At 71.7% G+C, this 19,548-nt stretch carries 16 protein-coding genes; 11 read left to right on the forward strand and 5 right to left on the reverse strand.

Annotated elements, in window-relative coordinates:
* Nucleotides 1-10: 10 nt before the first annotated feature.
* The 4 genes from IEZ27_RS54905 to IEZ27_RS08095 all read left to right on the forward strand — a co-directional run bounded on the left by IEZ27_RS54905 (nucleotide 11) and on the right by IEZ27_RS08095 (nucleotide 5,047).
* Nucleotides 11-1,774, forward strand: coding sequence for a serine/threonine-protein kinase (locus IEZ27_RS54905; RefSeq protein WP_189646652.1), 1,764 nt, complete (start codon nucleotides 11-13; stop codon nucleotides 1,772-1,774).
* A gap of 35 nt (nucleotides 1,775-1,809) precedes the next feature.
* A complete protein-coding gene (locus IEZ27_RS08085; protein ID WP_189646653.1) occupies nucleotides 1,810-3,033 on the forward strand; it encodes a serine/threonine-protein kinase in 1,224 nt (407 codons plus the stop codon).
* 261 nt (nucleotides 3,034-3,294) lie between these two features.
* The gene (locus tag IEZ27_RS08090) at nucleotides 3,295-4,074 is read left to right on the forward strand and encodes an electron transfer flavoprotein subunit beta/FixA family protein (protein WP_125637223.1); all 780 of its coding nucleotides are present in this window, start codon (nucleotides 3,295-3,297) and stop codon (nucleotides 4,072-4,074) included.
* 19 nt (nucleotides 4,075-4,093) lie between these two features.
* A complete protein-coding gene (locus IEZ27_RS08095) occupies nucleotides 4,094-5,047 on the forward strand; it encodes an electron transfer flavoprotein subunit alpha/FixB family protein (RefSeq protein WP_189646654.1) in 954 nt (317 codons plus the stop codon).
* Between the two features lie 61 nt (nucleotides 5,048-5,108).
* Here the strand turns inward: IEZ27_RS08095 and IEZ27_RS08100 are convergent, their stop codons facing one another.
* From IEZ27_RS08100 to IEZ27_RS08110, 3 genes are all read right to left on the reverse strand, one after another.
* Nucleotides 5,109-5,771 carry a rhomboid family intramembrane serine protease gene (locus IEZ27_RS08100; RefSeq protein WP_189646655.1) on the reverse strand — a complete coding sequence of 221 codons (663 nt, stop codon included), beginning with the start codon at nucleotides 5,769-5,771 and terminating at the stop codon, nucleotides 5,109-5,111.
* A 70-nt stretch (nucleotides 5,772-5,841) separates the two neighbouring features.
* Nucleotides 5,842-7,029 carry an MFS transporter gene (locus tag IEZ27_RS08105; protein ID WP_189646656.1) on the reverse strand — a complete coding sequence of 396 codons (1,188 nt, stop codon included), beginning with the start codon at nucleotides 7,027-7,029 and terminating at the stop codon, nucleotides 5,842-5,844.
* 439 nt (nucleotides 7,030-7,468) lie between these two features.
* Nucleotides 7,469-7,978, reverse strand: coding sequence for a TetR/AcrR family transcriptional regulator (locus tag IEZ27_RS08110; RefSeq protein ID WP_125637219.1), 510 nt, complete (start codon nucleotides 7,976-7,978; stop codon nucleotides 7,469-7,471).
* A gap of 53 nt (nucleotides 7,979-8,031) precedes the next feature.
* On the opposite strand from IEZ27_RS08110, the gene IEZ27_RS08115 reads away from it, so the two are divergent.
* On the forward strand, nucleotides 8,032-9,195 hold the full coding sequence (locus IEZ27_RS08115; RefSeq protein ID WP_268246046.1) for a cysteine desulfurase family protein: 1,164 nt from the start codon (nucleotides 8,032-8,034) through the stop codon (nucleotides 9,193-9,195).
* Here the strand turns inward: IEZ27_RS08115 and IEZ27_RS08120 are convergent.
* Nucleotides 9,188-10,240, reverse strand: a complete 1,053-nt coding sequence (locus IEZ27_RS08120; RefSeq protein WP_189646657.1) for a DUF695 domain-containing protein — start codon at nucleotides 10,238-10,240, stop codon at nucleotides 9,188-9,190. The genes IEZ27_RS08115 and IEZ27_RS08120 overlap by 8 nt on opposite strands.
* 67 nt (nucleotides 10,241-10,307) lie before the next feature.
* Here IEZ27_RS08120 and mnmA point away from each other — a divergent pair, with 67 nt between their 5' ends.
* Entirely contained in the window at nucleotides 10,308-11,366 is a 1,059-nt protein-coding gene (gene mnmA / locus IEZ27_RS08125) for a tRNA 2-thiouridine(34) synthase MnmA (RefSeq protein ID WP_185844832.1), read from the forward strand.
* Here mnmA and IEZ27_RS08130 read toward each other — a convergent pair.
* Nucleotides 11,363-11,995, reverse strand: a complete 633-nt coding sequence (locus IEZ27_RS08130) for an MBL fold metallo-hydrolase (protein WP_125637216.1) — start codon at nucleotides 11,993-11,995, stop codon at nucleotides 11,363-11,365. The two genes, mnmA and IEZ27_RS08130, sit on opposite strands and share 4 nt — an antisense overlap.
* A gap of 24 nt (nucleotides 11,996-12,019) precedes the next feature.
* Between IEZ27_RS08130 and IEZ27_RS08135 the strand changes: the two genes are divergently transcribed.
* The 5 genes from IEZ27_RS08135 to IEZ27_RS08155 all read left to right on the forward strand — a co-directional run bounded on the left by IEZ27_RS08135 (nucleotide 12,020) and on the right by IEZ27_RS08155 (nucleotide 19,547).
* The gene (locus tag IEZ27_RS08135) at nucleotides 12,020-13,012 is read left to right on the forward strand and encodes a methionine synthase (protein ID WP_189646658.1); all 993 of its coding nucleotides are present in this window, start codon (nucleotides 12,020-12,022) and stop codon (nucleotides 13,010-13,012) included.
* A gap of 14 nt (nucleotides 13,013-13,026) precedes the next feature.
* Nucleotides 13,027-13,446, forward strand: a complete 420-nt coding sequence (locus IEZ27_RS08140; protein WP_189646659.1) for a hypothetical protein — start codon at nucleotides 13,027-13,029, stop codon at nucleotides 13,444-13,446.
* Between the two features lie 73 nt (nucleotides 13,447-13,519).
* A complete protein-coding gene (ligA, locus tag IEZ27_RS08145; RefSeq protein ID WP_189646660.1) occupies nucleotides 13,520-15,712 on the forward strand; it encodes an NAD-dependent DNA ligase LigA in 2,193 nt (730 codons plus the stop codon).
* A 247-nt stretch (nucleotides 15,713-15,959) separates the two neighbouring features.
* Entirely contained in the window at nucleotides 15,960-18,032 is a 2,073-nt protein-coding gene (locus tag IEZ27_RS08150; protein WP_189646661.1) for a putative bifunctional diguanylate cyclase/phosphodiesterase, read from the forward strand.
* 69 nt (nucleotides 18,033-18,101) lie between these two features.
* Nucleotides 18,102-19,547: an ATP-binding protein gene (locus tag IEZ27_RS08155; protein WP_189646662.1), complete on the forward strand. Its 1,446-nt coding sequence runs from the start codon at nucleotides 18,102-18,104 to the stop codon at nucleotides 19,545-19,547.
* Nucleotide 19,548 lies beyond the last annotated feature (1 nt).

Below are 19,548 nucleotides of genomic sequence, written 5' to 3' on the forward strand. Positions count from 1 at the left end.
GAAGGTGGCGATGAGCATCCAAGCGCCGGAACGCCTCGGCCCCTACCGCATCGTCAGGAAGATCGGCGAGGGCGGCATGGGGGTCGTCCACCTGGGTCTCGACGGTGAGGGCCGCGAGGTCGCCATCAAGGTCCTCCACCCCCATGTCGCCGCCGACCTCAAGGCCCGCGACCGGCTCACGCGCGAGGTCGAGACCATGCGCCGGGTGCGCAGCCCGCACGTCGCCGAGGTCATCGACGCCGAGCTGGTGGGGGGCCAGCCGTACGTCGTGACCCGCTTCGCCCCGGGCCGCACGCTGGAAGAGACCGTGCTGAGCGAGGGGGCCCTGGAGGCGCGGCAGGTCATCAGGCTGGCCCAGGGATTGTGCCAGGCATTGGTCGCGATCCACGCGGCCGACGTGATCCACCGCGACTTCAAGCCGTCCAACGTCATGCTGGTCGACGGCGAGGCGCTGGTCATCGACTTCGGCATCGCCCACCTGGTGAACGCGACCCGGCTGACCCAGACGGGCATGTTCGTCGGCACGCCGGGCTACCTGGCGCCCGAGATCATCCGCGACTCCGAGATCACCCAGGCGGCCGACGTGCACGCGCTGGCCTCGACGGTGTTCTTCGCCGCGACGGGCGCGCCGCCGTTCGGCACCGGGACGTTCGAGGCGGTCTGCTTCAACATCATGGAGGGGCGCGCCCAGCTCGACCGCGCGCCCGCGTGGTTGCGCGGCTGGTTGTCGCGCGCGCTGCGGGTCGATCCCGCCGACCGGCCGGGCGCGCAGGAGCTGCTGCGGATGGCCAGGGCGCTCGACCCGTCGGTGACGACGTTCAACGAGATCGAGGGGCCGACCGGCACCAAGCGCATGGGCGGCGGCACGCGCGCGATGGACACGTTCTCGGACCTGCTGCCGCCGGTCGAGTACCGCAAGCCGGCGCCGCCGCCCCCGCCGCCGCCCGCGCGGCGGGAGGAGCGGCCGCCGCCGTACGTGCCCGCGCCGACGTCCGCCCGCCCGGTGCCCCGTACCGACCAGCGGGTGGCGGGCTACCCGGCGCCGCCGCGGCAGCCGCCCCCGTACACGCCGCCGCCCCAGCCACGCGGACACGTGCCTCCGGCGGAGCGGAAGAGGTACCTGTTCGGCAGCCAGGTGACCGGGTTGCTGCTGCTGGCCACGCTGGTCGCGCTGACCGTCATGATGCCCGTGGTGATGGGCGCGGTGGCCGTCGCGCTGGCGCTGGTGCTGCGGGTGGGCGAATACCTCTTCGGCGACATGGTCAAGCGGCGCCAGATCCGCGGCAGCAGCTCGGCCGACCCGCTGCTCGCCCTGGTCGGCACGCCGTGGGCGCTGGTCAAGGCCGCGCTGGTGACGGTGGTCCACACGCCGCTCGCGCTGCTGTTCGGCGCCTGCGTCTGGGGAGCGCTCCACTGGGCCGGCGGGATGGGCACCAACCAGGCCGCCGCCTTCGCGGCGGGGGCGTTCGCGGGTGGCCTGTTCGTGTTGCCGGGCGGCGGCGCGCCGCGCAAGGCCGTGACCCGTACGCTCACCGGCGTGCTGCGCAGCCCCGGAGCGGCGCTGGTCGCGGTCGTCGCGGTGGGTACGGCGGCGCTGTTCGCGGTGATGTTCGCGCTCGGCCAGGACCCGGTGTGGGCACCCTGGCGGGCTCCGCAGAGCGTGATCGACGACCTGGCGAGCGAGGCCAGGCAGAGCACCGTCGGATTGATCACCGGCCTCATCGAAAGTCTGCTCGACGGGCTGGGGTTGGGGTTCCTGACTCCGTGGTCCTGAGTGTCCCCGTCGGCTCGGCGGGGGAGAGATGAGATATGAGCGAGCGCCTCGGCCCTTATGAGCTTCTCTCCAGGCTCGGCGCGGGCGGGTTCGGCGAGGTGCACCTGGCGCTCGACGCCGAGGGGCGTACGGTCGCGGTCAAGGTGCTGCATCCCCATGTCGCGGCCGACGGTCTCGCCCTCGCCAGGCTGGCGCGCGAGGTCGAGACGATGCGCCGGGTCGGCGGGCCGCACGTGGCCGAGGTGCTCGACGCCTCGCTGGAGGGCTCCAGACCCTACCTGGTGACCCGGTACGTCCAGGGGCGTCCGCTCAGCGCGGTGCCCGTGCCCGTCGCCGGGCTGGGCCCGCTGGCCTCGGGCCTGGCGGACGCGCTGCTCGCGATGCACGAGTCCGGGGTCGTCCACCGCGACCTCAAGCCGGCCAACGTGATGATGAGCGAGGACGGCCCGGTCGTCATCGACTTCGGCATCGCCAGCGCGCTCGACTCGCTGTCGGTCACGGCCTCGGGCGCGGTGGTCGGCACGCCCGGCTACCTGGCTCCCGAGATCCTCGAAGGCGGCGCCGCGGGCGTCGAGGCCGACGTGTTCTCCTTCGGCGCGACACTCGCCTTCGCCGCGACCGGGCGGCAGCCGTACGGGCAGGGTCCGGCCTCGGCGGTGGCCTACCGGGTCGTGCACCACCCGCCCGACCTGGACGGCGTGCCCGACTGGCTGGCGCCGCTGTTACGCGAGTGCCTGTCCACCGACCCCGCCGCCCGGCCCACGGCCGCCCAGATCTGCGCCCGCCTGGGCGTCGCCCCCGTTTCGCACGCCCCCCAGTCCGGCCCCCAGCCGTCCGCCGCGGCGGCGCGCCCCCGGCCCGCGGACGACATGAGCACCAGGGAGTGGCGGCCGGGCGCCGAAGGGCACCGCCGGTCGGTGGAGGAGTCGCGGGCCCGGCACCGGGAGAAGGTCCGCAGGCGGTGGCTGATCGGCTCGGGCCTGTTCGTGTCGCTGCTGGCCGCGGCCGCCCGCGAGCCGCTGCCCGAGGTGGCGCTCTTCCTGCTGGCCGCCTACGCGCTGGGCGTCGTGAGCGACGCGGGCGTGGCGCTGTTCTCGCGCGGGCCCCACCGGCGAGCCCGGATGATCGTCGATCTGGCGAGCGTGGCCGGGGCGGTGGGGATGTGTTTCGGGCTGGCCGCGGTGTTCAGCACGTTCACACTTGCCCTGTTCGCGGGTACGGCTCTGGTGGTGGGCATCGTCTTCCTGCTGTCCGCCTGATTCGCCCGGGGTGACACGGCCGTACCGAATAAAGTTCGGTATGGTGGGAACGGAAAGGGCTTATCGGGGCCGGTCGCACGGAGCTGCCGGTTTGCGCGTAAGCTACCCATGGGTAACATGACCGCGGGAGCCAGGGTACGACTCTGACCCACCCCGTGTCAGGAGCCCGCCGGGAACCTGGCAGTCTGGTCAGCATTGCATTCGGCGCCTATCGCAGCGACGCGGTGGGCGCACGCGAACACGGGAGGTCGGCCACCGGCCATGAACATCGTCGTCTGCGTGAAGCAGGTCCCCGATACGGCGACCGAGCGCAAGCTGCGGTCCGATGACAACACGCTCGATCGTGACGCCGTCGACGGCGTGGTCAACGAGCTTGACGAGTACGCGGTCGAGGAGGCATTGAAGCTCAAGGAGGCCCACGGTGGCGAGGTGACCGTGCTCACCATGGGTCCGGGCAGGGCCACCGAGACCATCCGCAAGGCCCTGGCGATGGGCGCCGACAAGGCCGTCCACCTGAGCGACGACGCCCTCCACGGCTCCGACGCGCTGTCCACCTCGTACGCGATGGCCCAGGTGCTCAAGAAGATCGGGTTCGACCTGGTCGTCCTGGGTTCGGAGTCCACCGACGCCCGTACCGGCGTGCTGGCCGCGATGTTGGCCGAGCGCCTCGGCACGGCCCAGCTCACGCTGGCCAACAAGGTCGACGTCGAGGGCTCCTCGATCACCGTCCAGCGCCTCACCGACTACGGCTTCGACCGGGTCCAGGCCTCGCTGCCGGCCGTCGTGTCCGTGGTCGAGAAGATCAACGAGCCGCGTTACCCGTCCTTCAAGGGCATCATGGCGGCCAAGAAGAAGCCGGTCGAGACGCTCGCCATCGCCGACGCCGAGATCGACGCCGCGCAGGTGGGCCTGGGCGCCGCCTGGTCCGAGGTGGTCGACTTCGCCGCCGCGCCGCCGCGCGCCGCCGGCACGATCGTCAAGGACGAGGGCGACGGCGGCACGAAGGCCGCCGACTTCCTCGCTTCCAAGAAGTTCATCTGAGAACGGGGGTTTTACTGATATGTCGGAGATTCTCGTTCTCGTGGAGCAGGTCGAAGGCGAGGTCAAGAAGGTCACGCTCGAACTGCTGACCCTGGCCCGCTCGCTCGGCACGCCCGCCGCCGTCTGGGCCGGTCCCGGCCTCGGCGACGCCGCCAAGGCCAAGCTGGCCGAGTACGGCGCCGAGAAGATCTACGACGCCGCGTCCGCCGACATCGTCGACCACGTGGTGGCGCCCAAGGCCGAGCTGCTGGCCCAGCTCGTCGCCGAGAAGTCGCCCGCCGCGGTGCTCGTGGCCGCCACGGCCGAGGGCAAGGAGGTCGCCGGTCGCCTGGCCGTCAAGACCGACTCCGGCGTCATCACCGACGCCGTGGGCCTGTCCGAGGGTTTCGTGGCCGACCAGTCGATCTTCGGTGGCGGCGTCAACGTCCACTCCAAGGTGAGCAAGGGCACGCCGATCGTCGCCGTACGCCCGAACTCGACGGCCCCGCAGGCCGCCGCGGGCGCCGGTGCGGTGGAGGCGGTGTCGGTCGCGCTGAGCGAGGCCGCCAAGGCCGCCCGCATCGTCGAGCGCGTCAAGCAGGAGAAGGGCGCCCGGCCCGAGCTGACCGAGGCCGCGATCGTGGTCTCGGGCGGCCGGGGCGTCGGCTCCGCCGAGAACTTCTCCGTCATCGAGGGCCTGGCCGACGCGCTGGGCGCGGCCGTGGGCGCCTCGCGCGCCGCCACGGACGCCGGCTGGTACCCCCACCAGTTCCAGGTGGGCCAGACGGGCAAGACGGTCTCGCCGCAGCTCTACATCGCGGCCGGGATCTCGGGCGCCATCCAGCACCGGGCCGGCATGCAGACCGCGAAGACCATCATCGCGATCAACAAGGACCCGGAGGCGCCGATCTTCGAGCTGGCCGACTACGGGGTCGTGGGTGACCTGCACCAGGTCGTCCCGCAGCTCACCGAAGAGGTCGACAAGCGCAAGTAGGTTCCAGGCGAAGGCGGCGCCGCACGACGTGCGGCGCCGCCTTCGGCCGTTCCCGGCGGTTTCACGCGGTCCTCGCGGGCGTGGTCCGGGCGTACGCGCCGGCCCATCCCGCAAGGACGCCCGCCAGCAGCGCGAAGCCGTGCAGGTCGGGCAGGACGCACAGGACGACAGCGGCCACCGCCGCGACCGCGGGGAACAGCGGGCCGGGGACGCGGTCGCGGTGCACGACGAGCTGGAAGCCGCCGGCGGCCAGCGCGACCATGAGGACGACGCCGACCGTCCCGAACGCCGACAGCGCCCAGGCGCCCGACACCACCGCGTAGAACGCGCCCAGCGAGCGTTCCAGGGTGCCGGGGGCCGCCACGGCGAGAGCGCCGGCCAGGCCGCACAGGGCGATGGAGTTGCCGGCGCCGGGGTCGTTCAGGAGGTAGCCGGCGGCCTCGCCCGCGATCGCGCCCGAGGCGTACAGCAGGAGCCAGCGGCCGGGCCCGAACGCGCGCTCGGCGGCGTAGCCGAGCACCGCGAGGAACGCCAGGTTGAACAGGACGCCGAACACGCCGCCGTCCTGGACCACGAGCGCCGTACCCAGCCGCCACCACTCGCCGCCCGAGATCGCGGCCGGGTCCCGCATCCACGCGGGCTCCAGCCCCGGGAGGGCGAACTGGAGGAGGCTGGGAACCGCCGTGACCACGAACACGACAGCGGTGACATATGGCTTGAACACGGCTTTAGCCTCGCACGCCCGCCCTGGATCAGACATGGACGGATGTACGAGGCTTGCCATGACAAATGTCCTACGCGGCGACCTTCACCGGCTCCCGGACGGGAACGGCCGCGAACACCGGCGTCTCCTTGCGCGGCAGGAACCGCGAGGCCACGGCGATCAGCACGCCCAGGACGACCGCGATGCCGAGCGCGCCGCGCAGCGAGGTGGCGTCCGACAGGAAGCCGATCACCACCGGGCCGAGCAGCAGGCCCGCGTAGCCCATGGCGCCCGCCTGGGCGATCGCCGGTCCGGGCGCGTCGGTCGCGGTGCCCGCCAGGGACAGCGTCAGCGGCGCGATCGTGGCCACGCCGAGCCCGACGAAGAACATCGCCGAGACCGCCACCAGCGCCGCCGGGGCCATCAGCACGACCGCGAAGAACCCGGCCGTGGCCACGCCCGACACGCCCAGCATGCCGCGTACCCCGAACCTGGAACGCAGCCGGTCACCGCCGAGCCTGGCCAGCAGCATGCCCGCCTCGAACACCGGGTAGCCGAGCGCGGCCAGCGCCTCGGGGGCGCCGAGCTCGTTGCGCATGTAGAGGCCGTTCCAGTCGGCGACCACGCCTTCGACCATGAAGGCGAAGAACATGATCGCGCCGAGCAGGTAGACGATGGCCGGCATGCGGCTCCTGGCCGTGCGCGTGGCCTCCGCCATGGGGGCCTCGGGCAGGTACGTACGCCCGATCAGCACCGCGACCGGCAGCGAGACCAGGGCGACCAGCGCCAGGTTGGCGGTGAACGACAACCCGGCGGCGATCGACAGGCTGCCGAGGGCGCCGGCCGAGATGGCGCCGACGCACCAGCCGGCGTGCATGCCGTTCATCAGCGGTCGGCCGTACGCCTGCTCGACGGTGGAACCCTGGGCGTTCATGGCGACGTCCACGGTGCCGAAGGCCATGCCGAAGAACGTCGCGGCCAGGATGAGCAGGGGCAGGTTGGGGGCGAAGGCGACGGCCAGCAGGCCGACCGCGGTGAGTGGGGCGCCGATCCGCAGAACCGCCCTGCTGCCCGCGCGGGCCATGATCCGTCGCATTGACTGCATGGTCACGAGGGCGCCGAGGCCCCATGCGAGGAGCACCGCGCCGACCGTGGACTCGGACAGGCCGAGTTTGTCGGTCAGGGCGGGGATGCGCACGGTCATCGTGCCCACCATCAGGCCACTGAGGACGAAGGTGAGGATCGCCCCGTAACGGGCCGTCCTCAGGTCGCGGGTCATAAGGCACACCTCTCACAAGCTTGTTATTTCGCCATAAAACGGGCGCTCCTCGTACGGGAGCGCCCGGACAACCATGGGGGGAAGGAGAACTCGAAGGGACGGCGCCACGCGGCACCGGACCACCCCGGCTCGTCGAGCGGGGCGGACGGGGGGAAGGGCGCGACCGGCTCAGGCCGGTCGGGGGATCACGTCGCGCGGCCGGGCACGCCGTCCGGGCGCGACCGTCGGGGACGCGCGGGGCTCAGCGGCCGGTCGGTGGGACCGCGGTCGCAGGGGGACAGGGACCAGGCAAGCAGGGGTACGTCATCGCGAGGTCGCCTCCCGTCACTCCGAGTCCGCCGCGGGAGCTTCGGGCGAAGCTCCGACATCGGAACCAGAAGTGACGCCCGCGCATTCCCGGGGCGGGAGTGACCCGCGACACGTTGCGGAACGGGACGGGTCAGCCCGGTTTGAGCAGGGCTCTCAGCCGGGCTTCCAGGGCCTTGAGGTCCGCCTCGGAGTTGAGCTGCGGGTCATGGCTCGCCACGTCCCACAGCCCTTCGCAGGCCAGGCGTACGATCTGGGAGGCCAGCGGGTCGGGCTCGTCGCCCAGCCCCTCGCGGTGCCAGCGGGCCATCGCCTCCCGCAGCGGTGCGAGCAGGAAGAGGTTGCCCGACGCGCCCGTGACGACGGCCCATCGTCGCAGCCGGCCCGAACGCACGGCGGCCAGCGTGGCGCCGAGGTAACGCTCGGTGTACGTCCCGCCCTCCTGGGCGGCCGTCAGGTCGTCGAACTCTTCGATCAGTCGTTCGACCATGCCCCTGATCAGGGCCTCTTTGGTGCCGAAGTGGTAAAGAAGGCCACCCTTGCTCACGCCGGCCCGGTCGGCCACGGCGGACAGCGTCAGCGCGGCCGAGCCCTGGTCGCACAGGAGATCCTCCGCCGCGTCCAGCAACTCGTCCCTTCTCATACCGCTACTGTACCGTCCGGACGGTACAGTAGCAAACGAGATACCCTGAGCGGGTGACACGACCGTCGGCCTATCTTGATCATGCGGCGACCACGCCGATGCTGCCCGAAGCGATCGAGGCCATGACGGAGCAACTCAAACGCGTCGGCAACGCCTCCTCGCTGCACGCCGCGGGCCGTCAGGTGCGCAGGGTCGTCGAGGAGTCCCGCGAGACCATCGCCGACGCCCTGGGTGCCCGGCCGAGCGAGGTGGTCTTCACCTCGGGCGGCACCGAGGCCGACAACCTCGCCATCAAGGGCCTCTACTGGGCGCGCAGGCCGCGGCGGCGCATCCTGATCAGCTCCGTCGAGCACCACGCCGCGCTCGACCCCGCCGCGTGGCTGGCCGACAGCCAGGGCGCCGAGGTCGAGCTGCTCGACGTCGACGAGTACGGCCGCGTCCACCCCGACACGCTGCGCGCCGCCATCGAACGCGACCCCGACGGCGTCGCCATGATCAGCGTCATGTGGGCCAACAACGAGGTCGGCACGATCCAGCCCGTCCACGTGCTGGCGGCCGTCGCCCACGACCACGGCATCCCGTTCCACACCGACGCGGTGCAGGCGATCGGGCTGCTGCCGGTGTCGTTCGCCGACTCGGGCGCCGACGCGCTCACGCTGACCGGCCACAAGGTCGGCGGGCCGATGGGCGTGGGGGCGCTGCTGCTGGCCAGAGGGCTGACACCGGTGTCGGTGCAGCACGGCGGCGGTCAGGAGCGCGACGTACGCTCGGGCACCCTCGACGCGCCCGCCATCGCGGGCCTCGCCGCCGCCGTCCGGACCTCCGTGAAGGAGCAGGAGGCCCTGGGCCGCCGCCTGACGTCGCTGCGCGACGAGCTCATCGAGCGTGTACGCCAGGCGGTCCCCGACGTCGTGCTCAACGGCGACCCGGTCAACCGCCTGCCCGGCAACGCTCACTTCTCCTTCCCCGGCTGCGAGGGCGACGCGCTGCTCATGCTGCTCGACGCCAAGGGCGTGGAGTGCTCGACCGGCTCGGCCTGCTCGGCGGGCGTGGCCCAGCCCTCGCACGTGCTGCTCGCGATGGGGGCCGACGCCGCGGCGGCGCGCGGCTCGCTCAGGTTCACCCTCGGCCACACCTCGACCAGGGACGACGTCGACCGCCTGATCGAGGTGCTGCCCGCGGCCGTCGAACGCGCCCGCAGGGCCGGGCTCAGCTGAGGAAGGGGGAGACCGCGGTCCAGGCGGGGTCGGTGGCCACGTCGACCCGCGGTTCGCCCTCCTCCCAGCTCACGATCAGCTCCTTGGCGTGGATCGACGCCTCGGAGGTCGGGTCGGCGTAGAGGTGGATGACCCGGTGGCCCGCGGCGCTCAGGTGGGCGGCCAGCAGGGCGTCGTCACGCAGCTTGAGCAGGCGGGTGGCCAGGCGTTCCTCGAAGTCGCGCAGCGCGGTCAGCGAGTCGCCGACCGGCAGGCCGTTCTCGTCGCGGTGGGTGTACGGGAGCGTGATCTCGATGTGCTGGTCGAACAGCGGATGGTCGACGGGCCGCAGCGGGAAGCGGGCGGTGGCGACCAGCGGCGCGCCCTCGCCGGTCTGGCCTTCGAGCAGCACCCACTCCTCGTCCTGGTAGCCCGAGGCGAGGTCGGCGACCACGGCGGGCACGTGGACGGCGGCGACCGCGTCGATCGGCTCGTGCGTGGCGGGTGTGATCTCGCCCACCCACCTGGCGACGTCGTCCTCGCCCAGCAGCCAGTCGAGGGCGAGCAGCGCCGCCTCCAGGCGGGTCTCCTCGTCGAGCTCGGCGAAGATCGGGTGATAGGCGGACACGTCGACCCGCGGCTGGTTGCGCGGCACGCGCAGCCCGAACTTCAGCTTGTCGAGCGCGAACTCGAAGCCGCCCACGTCGAGCGTCAGCTCCAGCGCCTGCGGGTTGGCCTGGCGCGACGGGTGGAACTCCCACAGCAGGTCGGCCGGCGGCGCCGCCCTGGCCCAGCGGTGGGCCAGCGAACGCAGCTCGGCGTCGCCGGCCGCGGTCACCACCAGGATGTGCGCGGCGTTCCTGCCGGGCGCCACCTCCCAGACCAGGCCGGGATCGAGCGCGGCCACCGCAGGGGCGACCAGCTCCTCGATGCCCTCGGCCGTGCCCGCCGCCACCAGCGAGTCGAGCCGTGGCCTGGCCTCCTGCCACCACACCCAGAACTCGGCGACGCCGTCGCCGGGCCGGTCGGCCTCTTGGTCTTCGTCCTTGCGCCCGAACAGTCGCATGCGCTGAATCCTTCCAGACGGAACCGATGGCCGCGCACTCCCCGCCGGACAGTACGCTGGAACGGTCATGGGACTGCGTGTGCTTGCCGCCATGTCGGGCGGCGTCGATTCCGCCGTGGCCGCCGCCCGGATCGCCGAGGCCGGTCACGACGTCACTGGTGTGCATCTGGCCTTGTCGGCCAACCCCCAATCCCACCGTACGGGCGCGCGAGGCTGCTGCACGATCGAGGACTCCCGCGACGCGCGGCGGGCCGCCGACGTGATCGGCATCCCGTTCTACATCTGGGACATGGCCGAGCGTTTCCAGCGCGACGTGGTGGAGGACTTCGTGGCCGAATACGCCGCGGGCCGTACACCCAACCCGTGCCTGCGGTGCAACGAGAAGATCAAGTTCGAGGCCGTGCTCGACCGGGCGCTCGCGCTCGGCTTCGACGCGGTCGCGACCGGCCACCACGCCAAGCTGTCCGGCGGCGAGCTGTCCAGGAGCGTCGACCAGGGCAAGGACCAGTCGTACGTGCTGGGGGTGCTCACCCGTGAGCAGCTCAGCCACGCGATCTTCCCCCTCGGCGACTCCACCAAGGCCGAGGTGCGCGAGGAGGCCGCGCGGCGCGGCCTGACCGTCGCCGACAAGCCCGACAGCCACGACATCTGCTTCATCGCCGACGGCGACACGCGCGGTTTCCTGGCCGGCCGGCTCGGCGCCGAGCAGGGCCCGATCGTCGACCAGGAGGGCGCGGTCGTGGGCACCCACCAGGGCGCCCACGGTTTCACGGTGGGCCAGCGCAAGGGCCTGCACATCGACCGCCCGGCCGCCGACGGCAGGCCGCGTTACGTGTTGTCGATCGAGCCGGTCTCCAACACGGTCACGGTCGGCCCGCGTTCGGCACTTGAGGTCACCTCGATCACCTGCGCCCGCCCGGTCTGGAACGGCCCGTCCCGCTTCGACGACCTGACCGTGCAGCTCAGGGCCCACGGCGAGGTCTACGCCTGCCGCTTCGACGAGATCGACGGCGGCCTGCGCATCGACCTCGACCGCGCGGCCACCGGCGTCGCCGCGGGCCAGGCGGCCGTGCTCTACTCCGGCGACACCGTCATCGGCTCGGCCACCATCGTCTCGGCCGCCTAGGGCAGGGTCACCGACTCGCCGACCTTGAGCCGGCGCATGTCGGCGCCCTGCTTCTCGGACTCCAGTTCCAAATAGGTGTCCACCAGCGACAGGCCGATGTCGTTGAGCAGGCCGTCATGCGTGGAGAACGCGCGGGCCGGCCGCACTGTGCGCAGGTATTCGACCATCTCGCTGAGCTTCATCCAGGGGGCGTTGGTCGGCGCCAGGAGGGTGGGCACCTCGACCCCGGGCAGGGTGAGCGCGTCACCCGGGTAGAACACCTCGTCGTCGAGCATGAAGCCGACATTCGATACGACAGGCGCGTCCGGGTGGTTCTTGGTGTGCCACTCGCCGAACGCCTTCACCCGGAAACCGGCCGCCTCGAACGAGTCGCCGTGCCGGACCACCTCGACCTTGACCGGCACGTCCGTCAACTGGGCCGCGACGCCCTCGCAGGTCCAGACCTCGATGCCGGCCGGGGCGGCCTTCAGCTTGTCGATGTCGAAATGGTCGAAGTGCTGGTGGGTGATGAGCACCGCGTCGACCCCGTCGAGCACCGGCTCGTCCGAGAACGTGCCCGGGTCGATGACCAGGATCTTGCCGTTCTTCTCAAGGCGTACGCAGGCGTGCGTGAGTTTGGTGAGCTCCATTCGGCAGAGCCTACGCTTGTGACCATGTCTACGTGGGAAGCCACCGGGGTCGGTTCGCATCCGGGTGAGGATCATCTTGAGGCGATCCGTGTCGTGTTCGGCGAGGTGCCCGGCCTGCCGTACCTGCCAGAGTTGCCGGCCCGCGGGGTCGGCGCCGACATGATCGGCAGGACGGCCGGGCTGCTGGTCGACCTGCCGGTCGAGGTGCAGCCGTCCGGGTGGCGGCTGGCCGACCGGCCGGGCCGCGACCACCGGCGGGCCGTCGATCACCTGCGCCGCGACCTCGACGGGCTGGAGGAGGTCGGCCACGACTACTCGGGGCCGCTCAAGCTGCAGGTGTGCGGGCCGTGGACGCTGGCCGGGGCCCTTGAACTGAAGTTCGGCGACAAGATGCTCTCCGACGCGGGGGCCGTGCGCGACCTGGTCGCGTCGCTGGCCCAGGGGGTCGCCGACCACTGCGCCGAGGTGCGGCGGCGCCTGCCGGGCGTCACCGAGATCGTGTTGCAGCTCGACGAGCCGGGGCTGCCCGGCGTGCTGGCGGGCACGGTGCCGACGGCCTCGGGGTTCGGGCGGCTGGCGGCCGTGGAGGAGTGGCGGGTGGAGGAGTCGCTGAAGCTGTTCCCCGACCCGGTGGTCCACTGCTGCGCGCGCGGGGTGCCGTACGCGCTGCTGCGGCGGGCCGGGGTGCGGGGCGTGGCGGTCGACGCGGCGCTGCTGCGGCGCAGGGACGACGAGGAGTTCGGCGAGCTCTTCGAGGCCGGCGTCGCGTTGCTGCTGGGCGTCGTGCCGGGCAGGGACGTCGCGCTGCCGGACACCGGCGTGGTCGCCAGGCCCGCGGTGGAGTTGTGGCGGCGGCTCGGGTTCGCGCCCGACGGGCTGGCCGGGAAGGTCACGCTGACGCCCGCGTGCGGTCTCGCCGGGGCCTCCCCCCGATACGCGCGGGCGGCGCTGGCGGCCTGCCGGAAGGCGGCCCAGGTGCTCAAGGACGATCCGGCAAGCGGGATGCAAGGCGGGTGAGTAACGTCCGGTTCATGATTGTTCGCGCTCTGGCCGCCGGTGCCGCCATGCTGATCGCGTCCGCCTCGGTCGCCGTTCCCGCCAGTGCCTCGGCCAACCCCGAGACGTGGAGCTGGGGGTCGATCTACTCCGCCGACCGGGCCGGGAAGGCGAAGGGACAGGTCCTGCTCGACCGGCCCGGGTTCGTGGTGAGCGGCAAGCTGTACGACTTCCCCGGGCGGCCCGGGTGCTCCTGGCTGCAGTTCCGCTGGGAGAAGGACGGCGGCGGCAAGGGGCACCGGACGTACCGCAACTGCTCGGGCACCCGGCCGCTCGAGTTCTCGGTCGCGACCGGCTACATGCTCTCCATCGAGGGCCGGGTCTGCCGGGGCACGGCAAGGAAGATCACCGGTAACTGCTCGGTCTGGGAAGGCGTCTGGGCCCAGGGCGGCTGACCCGCGAAGTCGTTCCTGTCGGAGCCCGGCGGTAGCGTTTCCTCAGCGTGTTGGACGTGGAAGGAGACCCTGCGTGAGCGAGCGTGACACCGAGGTCGGGGGCGTGCCCGTGGCCGCGCTCAAGCGGCATGCCGAGCTGAGCGAGCAGGTCGAGGACGCGCGCTGGCGCTACTACGTGCTCGACCAGCCGACGGTCAGCGACGCCCAGTTCGACGAGTGGTTCCGCGAGTTGCTCGCGCTGGAGGAGGCCCACCCCCCGCTGCAGACGCCCGACTCGCCCACCCAGAAGGTGGGCGCGCCGATCTCGGGCGACTTCGCGAAGGTCAGCCACCTCAACCGCATGGAGAGCCTCGACAACGCCTTCAACGAGGCCGACATGGCCGCCTGGATGGCCCGGGTCGAGCGGCTGGCCGAGCGTGATCCGGGTCCCTACCTGTGCGAGCTGAAGATCGACGGGCTGGCCATCGCGCTGGTCTACCGCGACGGCAAGCTGGAGCGCGGCGCGACCCGCGGCGACGGGCGCGTCGGCGACGACGTCACGGCCAACGTGCGCACGATCAAGGGCGTGCCCCACCGGCTCAAGGGCGAGGGCGTCCCGAGCCTGGTCGAGGTGCGCGGCGAGGTCTACATCCCGGTCGAGGGCTTCCAGCGGCTCAACGAGCAGCTCGTGGAGCAGGGCAGGCCGCCGTTCGCCAACCCGCGCAACTCGGCGGCCGGCACGCTGCGGCAGAAGGACGCGCGCGTCACCGCGCAGCGGCCGCTGCGCATGCTCGTCCACGGCATCGGCCTCTGGGAGGGCTCGGCCGTGCCGCGCGCCCAGTCGGAGGTCTACGAGCGGCTGCGCGAGTTCGGGTTGCCGGTCAGCGACCTGTTCCAGGTGGTCCCCGGTCTCACCGGGGTCGACGAGTTCATCGAGCACTACCGTGTCCACCGGCACGACCCGGCGTACGAGATCGACGGGGTCGTGGTCAAGGTCGACGACTTCCGTACGCAGCGGGAGCTGGGGTCCACCTCGCGCGCCCCCCGGTGGGCGATCGCCTACAAATACCCGCCGGAGGAGGTCAACACCAAGCTGCTCGACATCCAGGTGGGGGTCGGCCGCACCGGGCGGGTGACGCCGTACGCGGTGATGGAGCCCATCGTGGTCGCGGGCTCGACCGTCGAGCGGGCCACGCTGCACAACGCCGCCACGGTGATCAAGAAGGGCGTGCTCGTCGGCGACACCGTGGTGCTGCGCAAGGCGGGTGACGTCATCCCCGAGATCGTCGGCGCGGTCACGGCGTTGCGCGACGGGTCCGAGCGGGAGTTCGTCATGCCGACCCACTGCCCCGAGTGCGGCACCGAGCTGGCGTACGAGAAGGAGGGCGACGCCGACCTGCGCTGCCCCAACGCCCGCAGTTGCCCCGCGCAGATCCGCGAGCGCCTCTACTTCGCGGCCGGGCGGCGCGCCCTCGACATCGACGGGCTGGGTTACGTCGCGGCGACCGCGCTCACCCAGCCGGTGCCGCCGCAGGAGCCCGTGCTGCGCACCGAGGCCGACCTGTTCGACCTGACGATCGAGCAGCTCATGCCGATCCGGTCGGTCGTCCGCGACCAGGACACCGGCCTGCCCAAGCTCGACCCGGAGACCGGCGAGCAGAAGGTCGTCTCCCTGTTCGCCAACCTCGACGGCGGCCCCAGCCAGGCCGCCCGCACGCTGGTCGAGGAGCTCGACCGGGCCAAGGCCGCGCCGCTGGCGCAGGTGCTGGTCGCGCTGTCGATCCGGCACGTCGGCCCGCCGACGGCCCGTGACCTCGCCGAGGCCATGAGGTCGATCGACGCCATCATGGACGCCTCCGAGGAGGAGCTGGCCTCGGTCAAGGGCATCGGGGCGCGGGTGGCGGCGACGATCCGCGAGTGGTTCGAGGTCGACTGGCACCGGGAGATCGTCGAGCGGTGGCGGGCGGCCGGGGTGCGGATGGACGACGGTCCCGCGCCGGAGAAGACGGAGCCCCAGATCCTGGAGGGGCTGACGTTCGTGGTCACGGGCACTTTGGAGGCGTACACGCGGGACACCGCGTCCGAGGCGCTGACCAGCCGGGGCGGGAAGGTGGCCGGGTCGGTGTCGAAGAAGACGTCGTTCCTGGTGGCGGGGGAGAACGCCGGGTCGAAGTATGACAAGGCGGTCGGGCTCGGGGTGCCGATCCTGGACGAGCAGGGGTTCGCGGTGCTGCTGGACGAGGGGCCGGAGGCGGCGGCGCGGGTGGCGGTCACCGAGGAGCCGTAGCGGCGTCCGGGGCCCGGCTCGCGTCCCACGGGGGGTTGCGGTTGGGCTCTGGTTTGGTGGCCTCGGGGATGGGCGCGGTACGGGCGGGGGATCAGAATTGTGTACGCGCTGTCGATGGGCGCGCTACCCAGGGTGGTTTTTGGGTATATGTCGGAAAGGAGAAGTGACGGAACGTACGCAATCGGTTTCGTGAAGTGGGGTGAAGGTCGTACCCTCCCATAGTGACCTAATGGGGGTTCTGTTACCGATGACTGACCCAACCGACACCCGCGACACCGGCCCGCGCGTCGGCACGCCGCTCTGGGCGTTCCTCGCGGGCATCACCGTGATCGGCTTCACCGCGCTGATCGTGGCCATGCTCAGGCTGGATCCGGTCGCGCTGGTGGAGCTGGCCCGCACGCCGCTGTTCTGGGTGCTGGCGGTTCTGGTGGTCCTGGGCGAGCTCAGGCCCGTCATGGTGTCCTCCGCGACCGCGGTGGGCGGCACCTATCCGTCCACCATGTTCACCTTCGCGGTGCTGCTGCACTTCGGGCTGCCCACCGCCGTGCTCATGCAGGCCGTCGCCATCGCCATGAACGGCGTCGTGACGCGCAAGGCGTGGCACCGGGTCATGTTCAACGTCGCTCAGTCCACCCTCGCGCTGACCGGCGCCGCCGTGATGCTCGGGCTGTTCGGCGTGGTGCCCAGCCCGGCCGTGCCGTGGACGCCCGAGGGGGCCGACCTGCCGGCGATCACGCTGGCCGGGGTGGCCTACTTCGCGACCAGGGCCGCGCTGGTGTCCGGGGCGGTCGCGCTGCACGAACGACGTTCGATCGTCCGGGTGCTGAAGGTCACCGCGGGGCCGCAGGGGCTCGTCTACACGGCGCTGCTCGGCCTCGCGCCGCTGGTCGTCGTGGTGATGGACCATTCGCCCGGCCTCGTCCCGCTCTTCGTCGCCCCCCTCGCCGCCGTGTACTTCACCGCCACGCTCTCCATGCGCCGCGACCACCAGGCCCTGCACGACGAGCTGACCGGGCTGCCCAACCGCAAGATGCTCATCGTCAGCACCGAAGAGGCGCTGGCCGAGTCCCGCCAGGACGAGCGCGTCGGGCTGTTCCTCCTCGACCTCGACCGGTTCAAGGAGGTCAACGACACGATGGGCCATCCGGTGGGCGACCGCCTGCTGCAGATGGTGGCCCACCGGCTCACCCATTCCGTACGTCCGGGCGACGTGGTGGCCCGGCTCGGCGGCGACGAGTTCGCCGTGCTGCTGCCCTCGATCCGCGACGCGCACGCCGCCAGAGAGGTGGCGGCCAGGCTGCGTGCCGCCCTGACCGAGCCCGTACGCCTGGAGGGCATGAGCTTCGACCTCGACGGCTCGGTCGGCATCGCGCTCTACCCCGACCACGCCCCCGACTTCGAGCTGCTGCTGCAACGTGCCGACGTGGCCATGTACCTGGCCAAGGAGGGGCGTACCGGTGTGGAGCTCTACCAGCCCGACAAAGACCGTAACTCGCCCGAACGCCTCAACCTGCTGGGCGATCTGCGCCGCGCCATCGACAACAGCGAGCTCCAGCTCCACTACCAGCCCAAGGTCAGCCTGGCCGGCGGCGCGGTGACCGGGGTGGAGGCCCTGCTGCGCTGGTGCCATCCGGTGCACGGCCCGATCCCGCCGTCGGACTTCGTCCCGCTGGCCGAGCAGACGTACCTGATGCGCCAGCTCACCGAGTACGTCATCGATGCCGCGCTGGAGCAGGCCGCCCGCTGGTGGCACAACGGCCTCCAGGTGCAGATCTCGGTCAACATCTCCGCCCGCGACCTGCTCGACGCGGCGCTGCCGGAGCAACTGGAGGTGGGCCTGACCAGGTATGGCCTGCCGCCGTCCGCCATCCAGCTGGAGGTCACCGAGCGCATCCTGACCGGCGACCAGGCATACACCCAGGAGACCATCAAGGCCCTGGCCACGCTCGGCGTCCCGCTGTCCCTCGACGACTTCGGCACCGGCTACTCCTCGCTGATCAGGCTCCAGCGGCTGGCGGTCTCCGAGGTCAAGATCGACGCCTCGTTCGTCCGCCGCATCGCCGAGTCCGAGGACGACGACCGGATCGTCCGCTCGATCGTCGACCTGGTCCGGTCGCTGGGCCTGCGTTCGGTGGCCGAGGGCGTGGAGTCCGACGAGGTCGCCCTGCGCCTGGCCGAGATGGGCTGCGACCTGGGCCAGGGCTGGTTGTTCTGCCAGCCCATGCCCGCCGCCGACGCGACCGCCTGGCTCGGCGACCGCTTCGCCCCGGCCCCCGGGATCGAGTACGGCTACCAGCCGGAGGTCACCCAGACGGCATGACCTGTTACAGGTCTCTAGTTCGTCGAAGTATACTTCGTCGAAGTACACTTCGATGTCTCTGGGGGCCTCTTGATCCCGAAGCCTGAACGGATCTTCGCGCGCGACTCCGAGTGGGAGGCCCTGTCCGCCTTCGTCGAGCGTTCCGGTCCCAGGCCCCGGCCCCGGCTCGGCGTCGTGAGCGGCAGGCGCCGCCAGGGCAAGACGTTCCTGGTCGAGTCGCTCGCGCGCAAGACGGACGGCTTCTACTTCGGCGCGACCGAGGGCACCCCGACCGAGTCACTGAACCTCTTCGCCGCCGCTCTGGCCCGGTACGTGGGGGCTTCGGCGCCGTTCCGGTTCACGACCTGGGACGAGGCGATCAGCCAGCTCTTCGCCGTCAGCGCCGAGCGTCGCGCACTCATGGTGATCGACGAGTTCCCCTACCTCAGCAAGGCGTCGCCGGCCCTGCCCTCGATCATCCAGCAGGCCGTCGACCGGGCCGTCTTCGACGAAGTGCCGGCGTCCCTGTTGTTGTGCGGCTCGGCGATGTCCGTGATGGGCCGGCTCCTGGCAGGGAACGCGCCGTTGAGGGGCCGGGCTTCCATGGAGCTCGCGGTCCGGCCGTTCGACTACCGCCTCGCCGCCCGCTACTGGGGGATCACCGATCCGCAGCTGGCCGTGAAGGTGCACGCGGTCACCGGCGGCACCCCCGCGTACCTGCCCCTGGCCAACGACGACAGGCCGGACGGCCCGGAGGACTTCGACGCCTGGGTGCGGCGCACGGTGCTCTCGCCCTCGACCCCGCTCTTCAAGGAGGCCCGCTACCTCCTCGAGGAGGAGGCGGAGGTGCGGGACTCCGCCATGTACAAGTCCGTGCTGGCGGCCGTGGCCACCGGGAACGGCACCCGAGGCGGCATCGCGAACTACGTGGGCCGCAAGGCGTCCGACATCGGCCACCACCTCAACGTGCTGGAGGACAGCAGCCTGCTGCGCAGGGAGGTGGACGTCTTCCGCTCCTCGCGGTCGGTCTACCGCGTGTGTGAGCCGCTCATCCACTTCTACGAGGTCGTGATGCGACCCCAGTGGGGGCCGCTGGAGAGCGGCCGGGCCGAGTACGTGTGGCAGGACGGCCGGGCCGGCTTCAGCGACCAGGTGCTCGGCCCGCATTTCGAGGAGATGTGCCGTCAGTTCGTCGCGCTGGAACCCGGGGTCTTCGGCGAGTCGCCCGGCGAGATCGGCGCGGGAACCGTCGTCGATCCCGTACGGCACGAGCAGATCCAGATCGACGTCGCGGTCTTCGCGCCCGCGATGCGCGGCGAGCACAGGCGCGTGTTGTCGCTGGGCGAGGTGAAATGGGGCAAGGCCATGGGACCCCGGCACGTGGCCCGGCTCAGGAGGGCGCGGGATCTGCTGGACGCCAAGGGGTACGACGTCCGGGACACCAAGCTGGCCTGTTACAGCGGCGTGGGATTCGACGCCGCGACGGCCCGGGAGAGCGACGTGGTGGCGATCGGCCTGAAGGAGCTCTACGGGTGAG

This window comes from Nonomuraea spiralis, assembly GCF_014648435.1.
Classification (GTDB): Bacteria; Actinomycetota; Actinomycetes; order Streptosporangiales; family Streptosporangiaceae; genus Nonomuraea; species Nonomuraea spiralis.

Excerpts from the sequence above, each read along its gene's own strand:
- mnmA (WP_185844832.1), top strand. The coding sequence starts at position 10,308 with ATGGGACTGCGTGTGCTTGCCGCCATGTCGGGCGGCGTCGATTCCGCC.
- IEZ27_RS08140 (WP_189646659.1), top strand. The coding sequence starts at position 13,027 with ATGATTGTTCGCGCTCTGGCCGCCGGTGCCGCCATGCTGATCGCGTCC.
- IEZ27_RS08150 (WP_189646661.1), top strand. The coding sequence starts at position 15,960 with ATGACTGACCCAACCGACACCCGCGACACCGGCCCGCGCGTCGGCACG.
- IEZ27_RS08105 (WP_189646656.1), bottom strand. The coding sequence starts at position 7,029 with ATGACCCGCGACCTGAGGACGGCCCGTTACGGGGCGATCCTCACCTTC.
- IEZ27_RS08130 (WP_125637216.1), bottom strand. The coding sequence starts at position 11,995 with ATGGAGCTCACCAAACTCACGCACGCCTGCGTACGCCTTGAGAAGAAC.
- IEZ27_RS08090 (WP_125637223.1), top strand. The coding sequence starts at position 3,295 with ATGAACATCGTCGTCTGCGTGAAGCAGGTCCCCGATACGGCGACCGAG.
- IEZ27_RS08135 (WP_189646658.1), top strand. The coding sequence starts at position 12,020 with ATGTCTACGTGGGAAGCCACCGGGGTCGGTTCGCATCCGGGTGAGGAT.
- IEZ27_RS08120 (WP_189646657.1), bottom strand. The coding sequence starts at position 10,240 with ATGCGACTGTTCGGGCGCAAGGACGAAGACCAAGAGGCCGACCGGCCC.
- IEZ27_RS54905 (WP_189646652.1), top strand. The coding sequence starts at position 11 with ATGAGCATCCAAGCGCCGGAACGCCTCGGCCCCTACCGCATCGTCAGG.
- IEZ27_RS08085 (WP_189646653.1), top strand. The coding sequence starts at position 1,810 with ATGAGCGAGCGCCTCGGCCCTTATGAGCTTCTCTCCAGGCTCGGCGCG.
- IEZ27_RS08110 (WP_125637219.1), bottom strand. The coding sequence starts at position 7,978 with ATGAGAAGGGACGAGTTGCTGGACGCGGCGGAGGATCTCCTGTGCGAC.
- IEZ27_RS08095 (WP_189646654.1), top strand. The coding sequence starts at position 4,094 with ATGTCGGAGATTCTCGTTCTCGTGGAGCAGGTCGAAGGCGAGGTCAAG.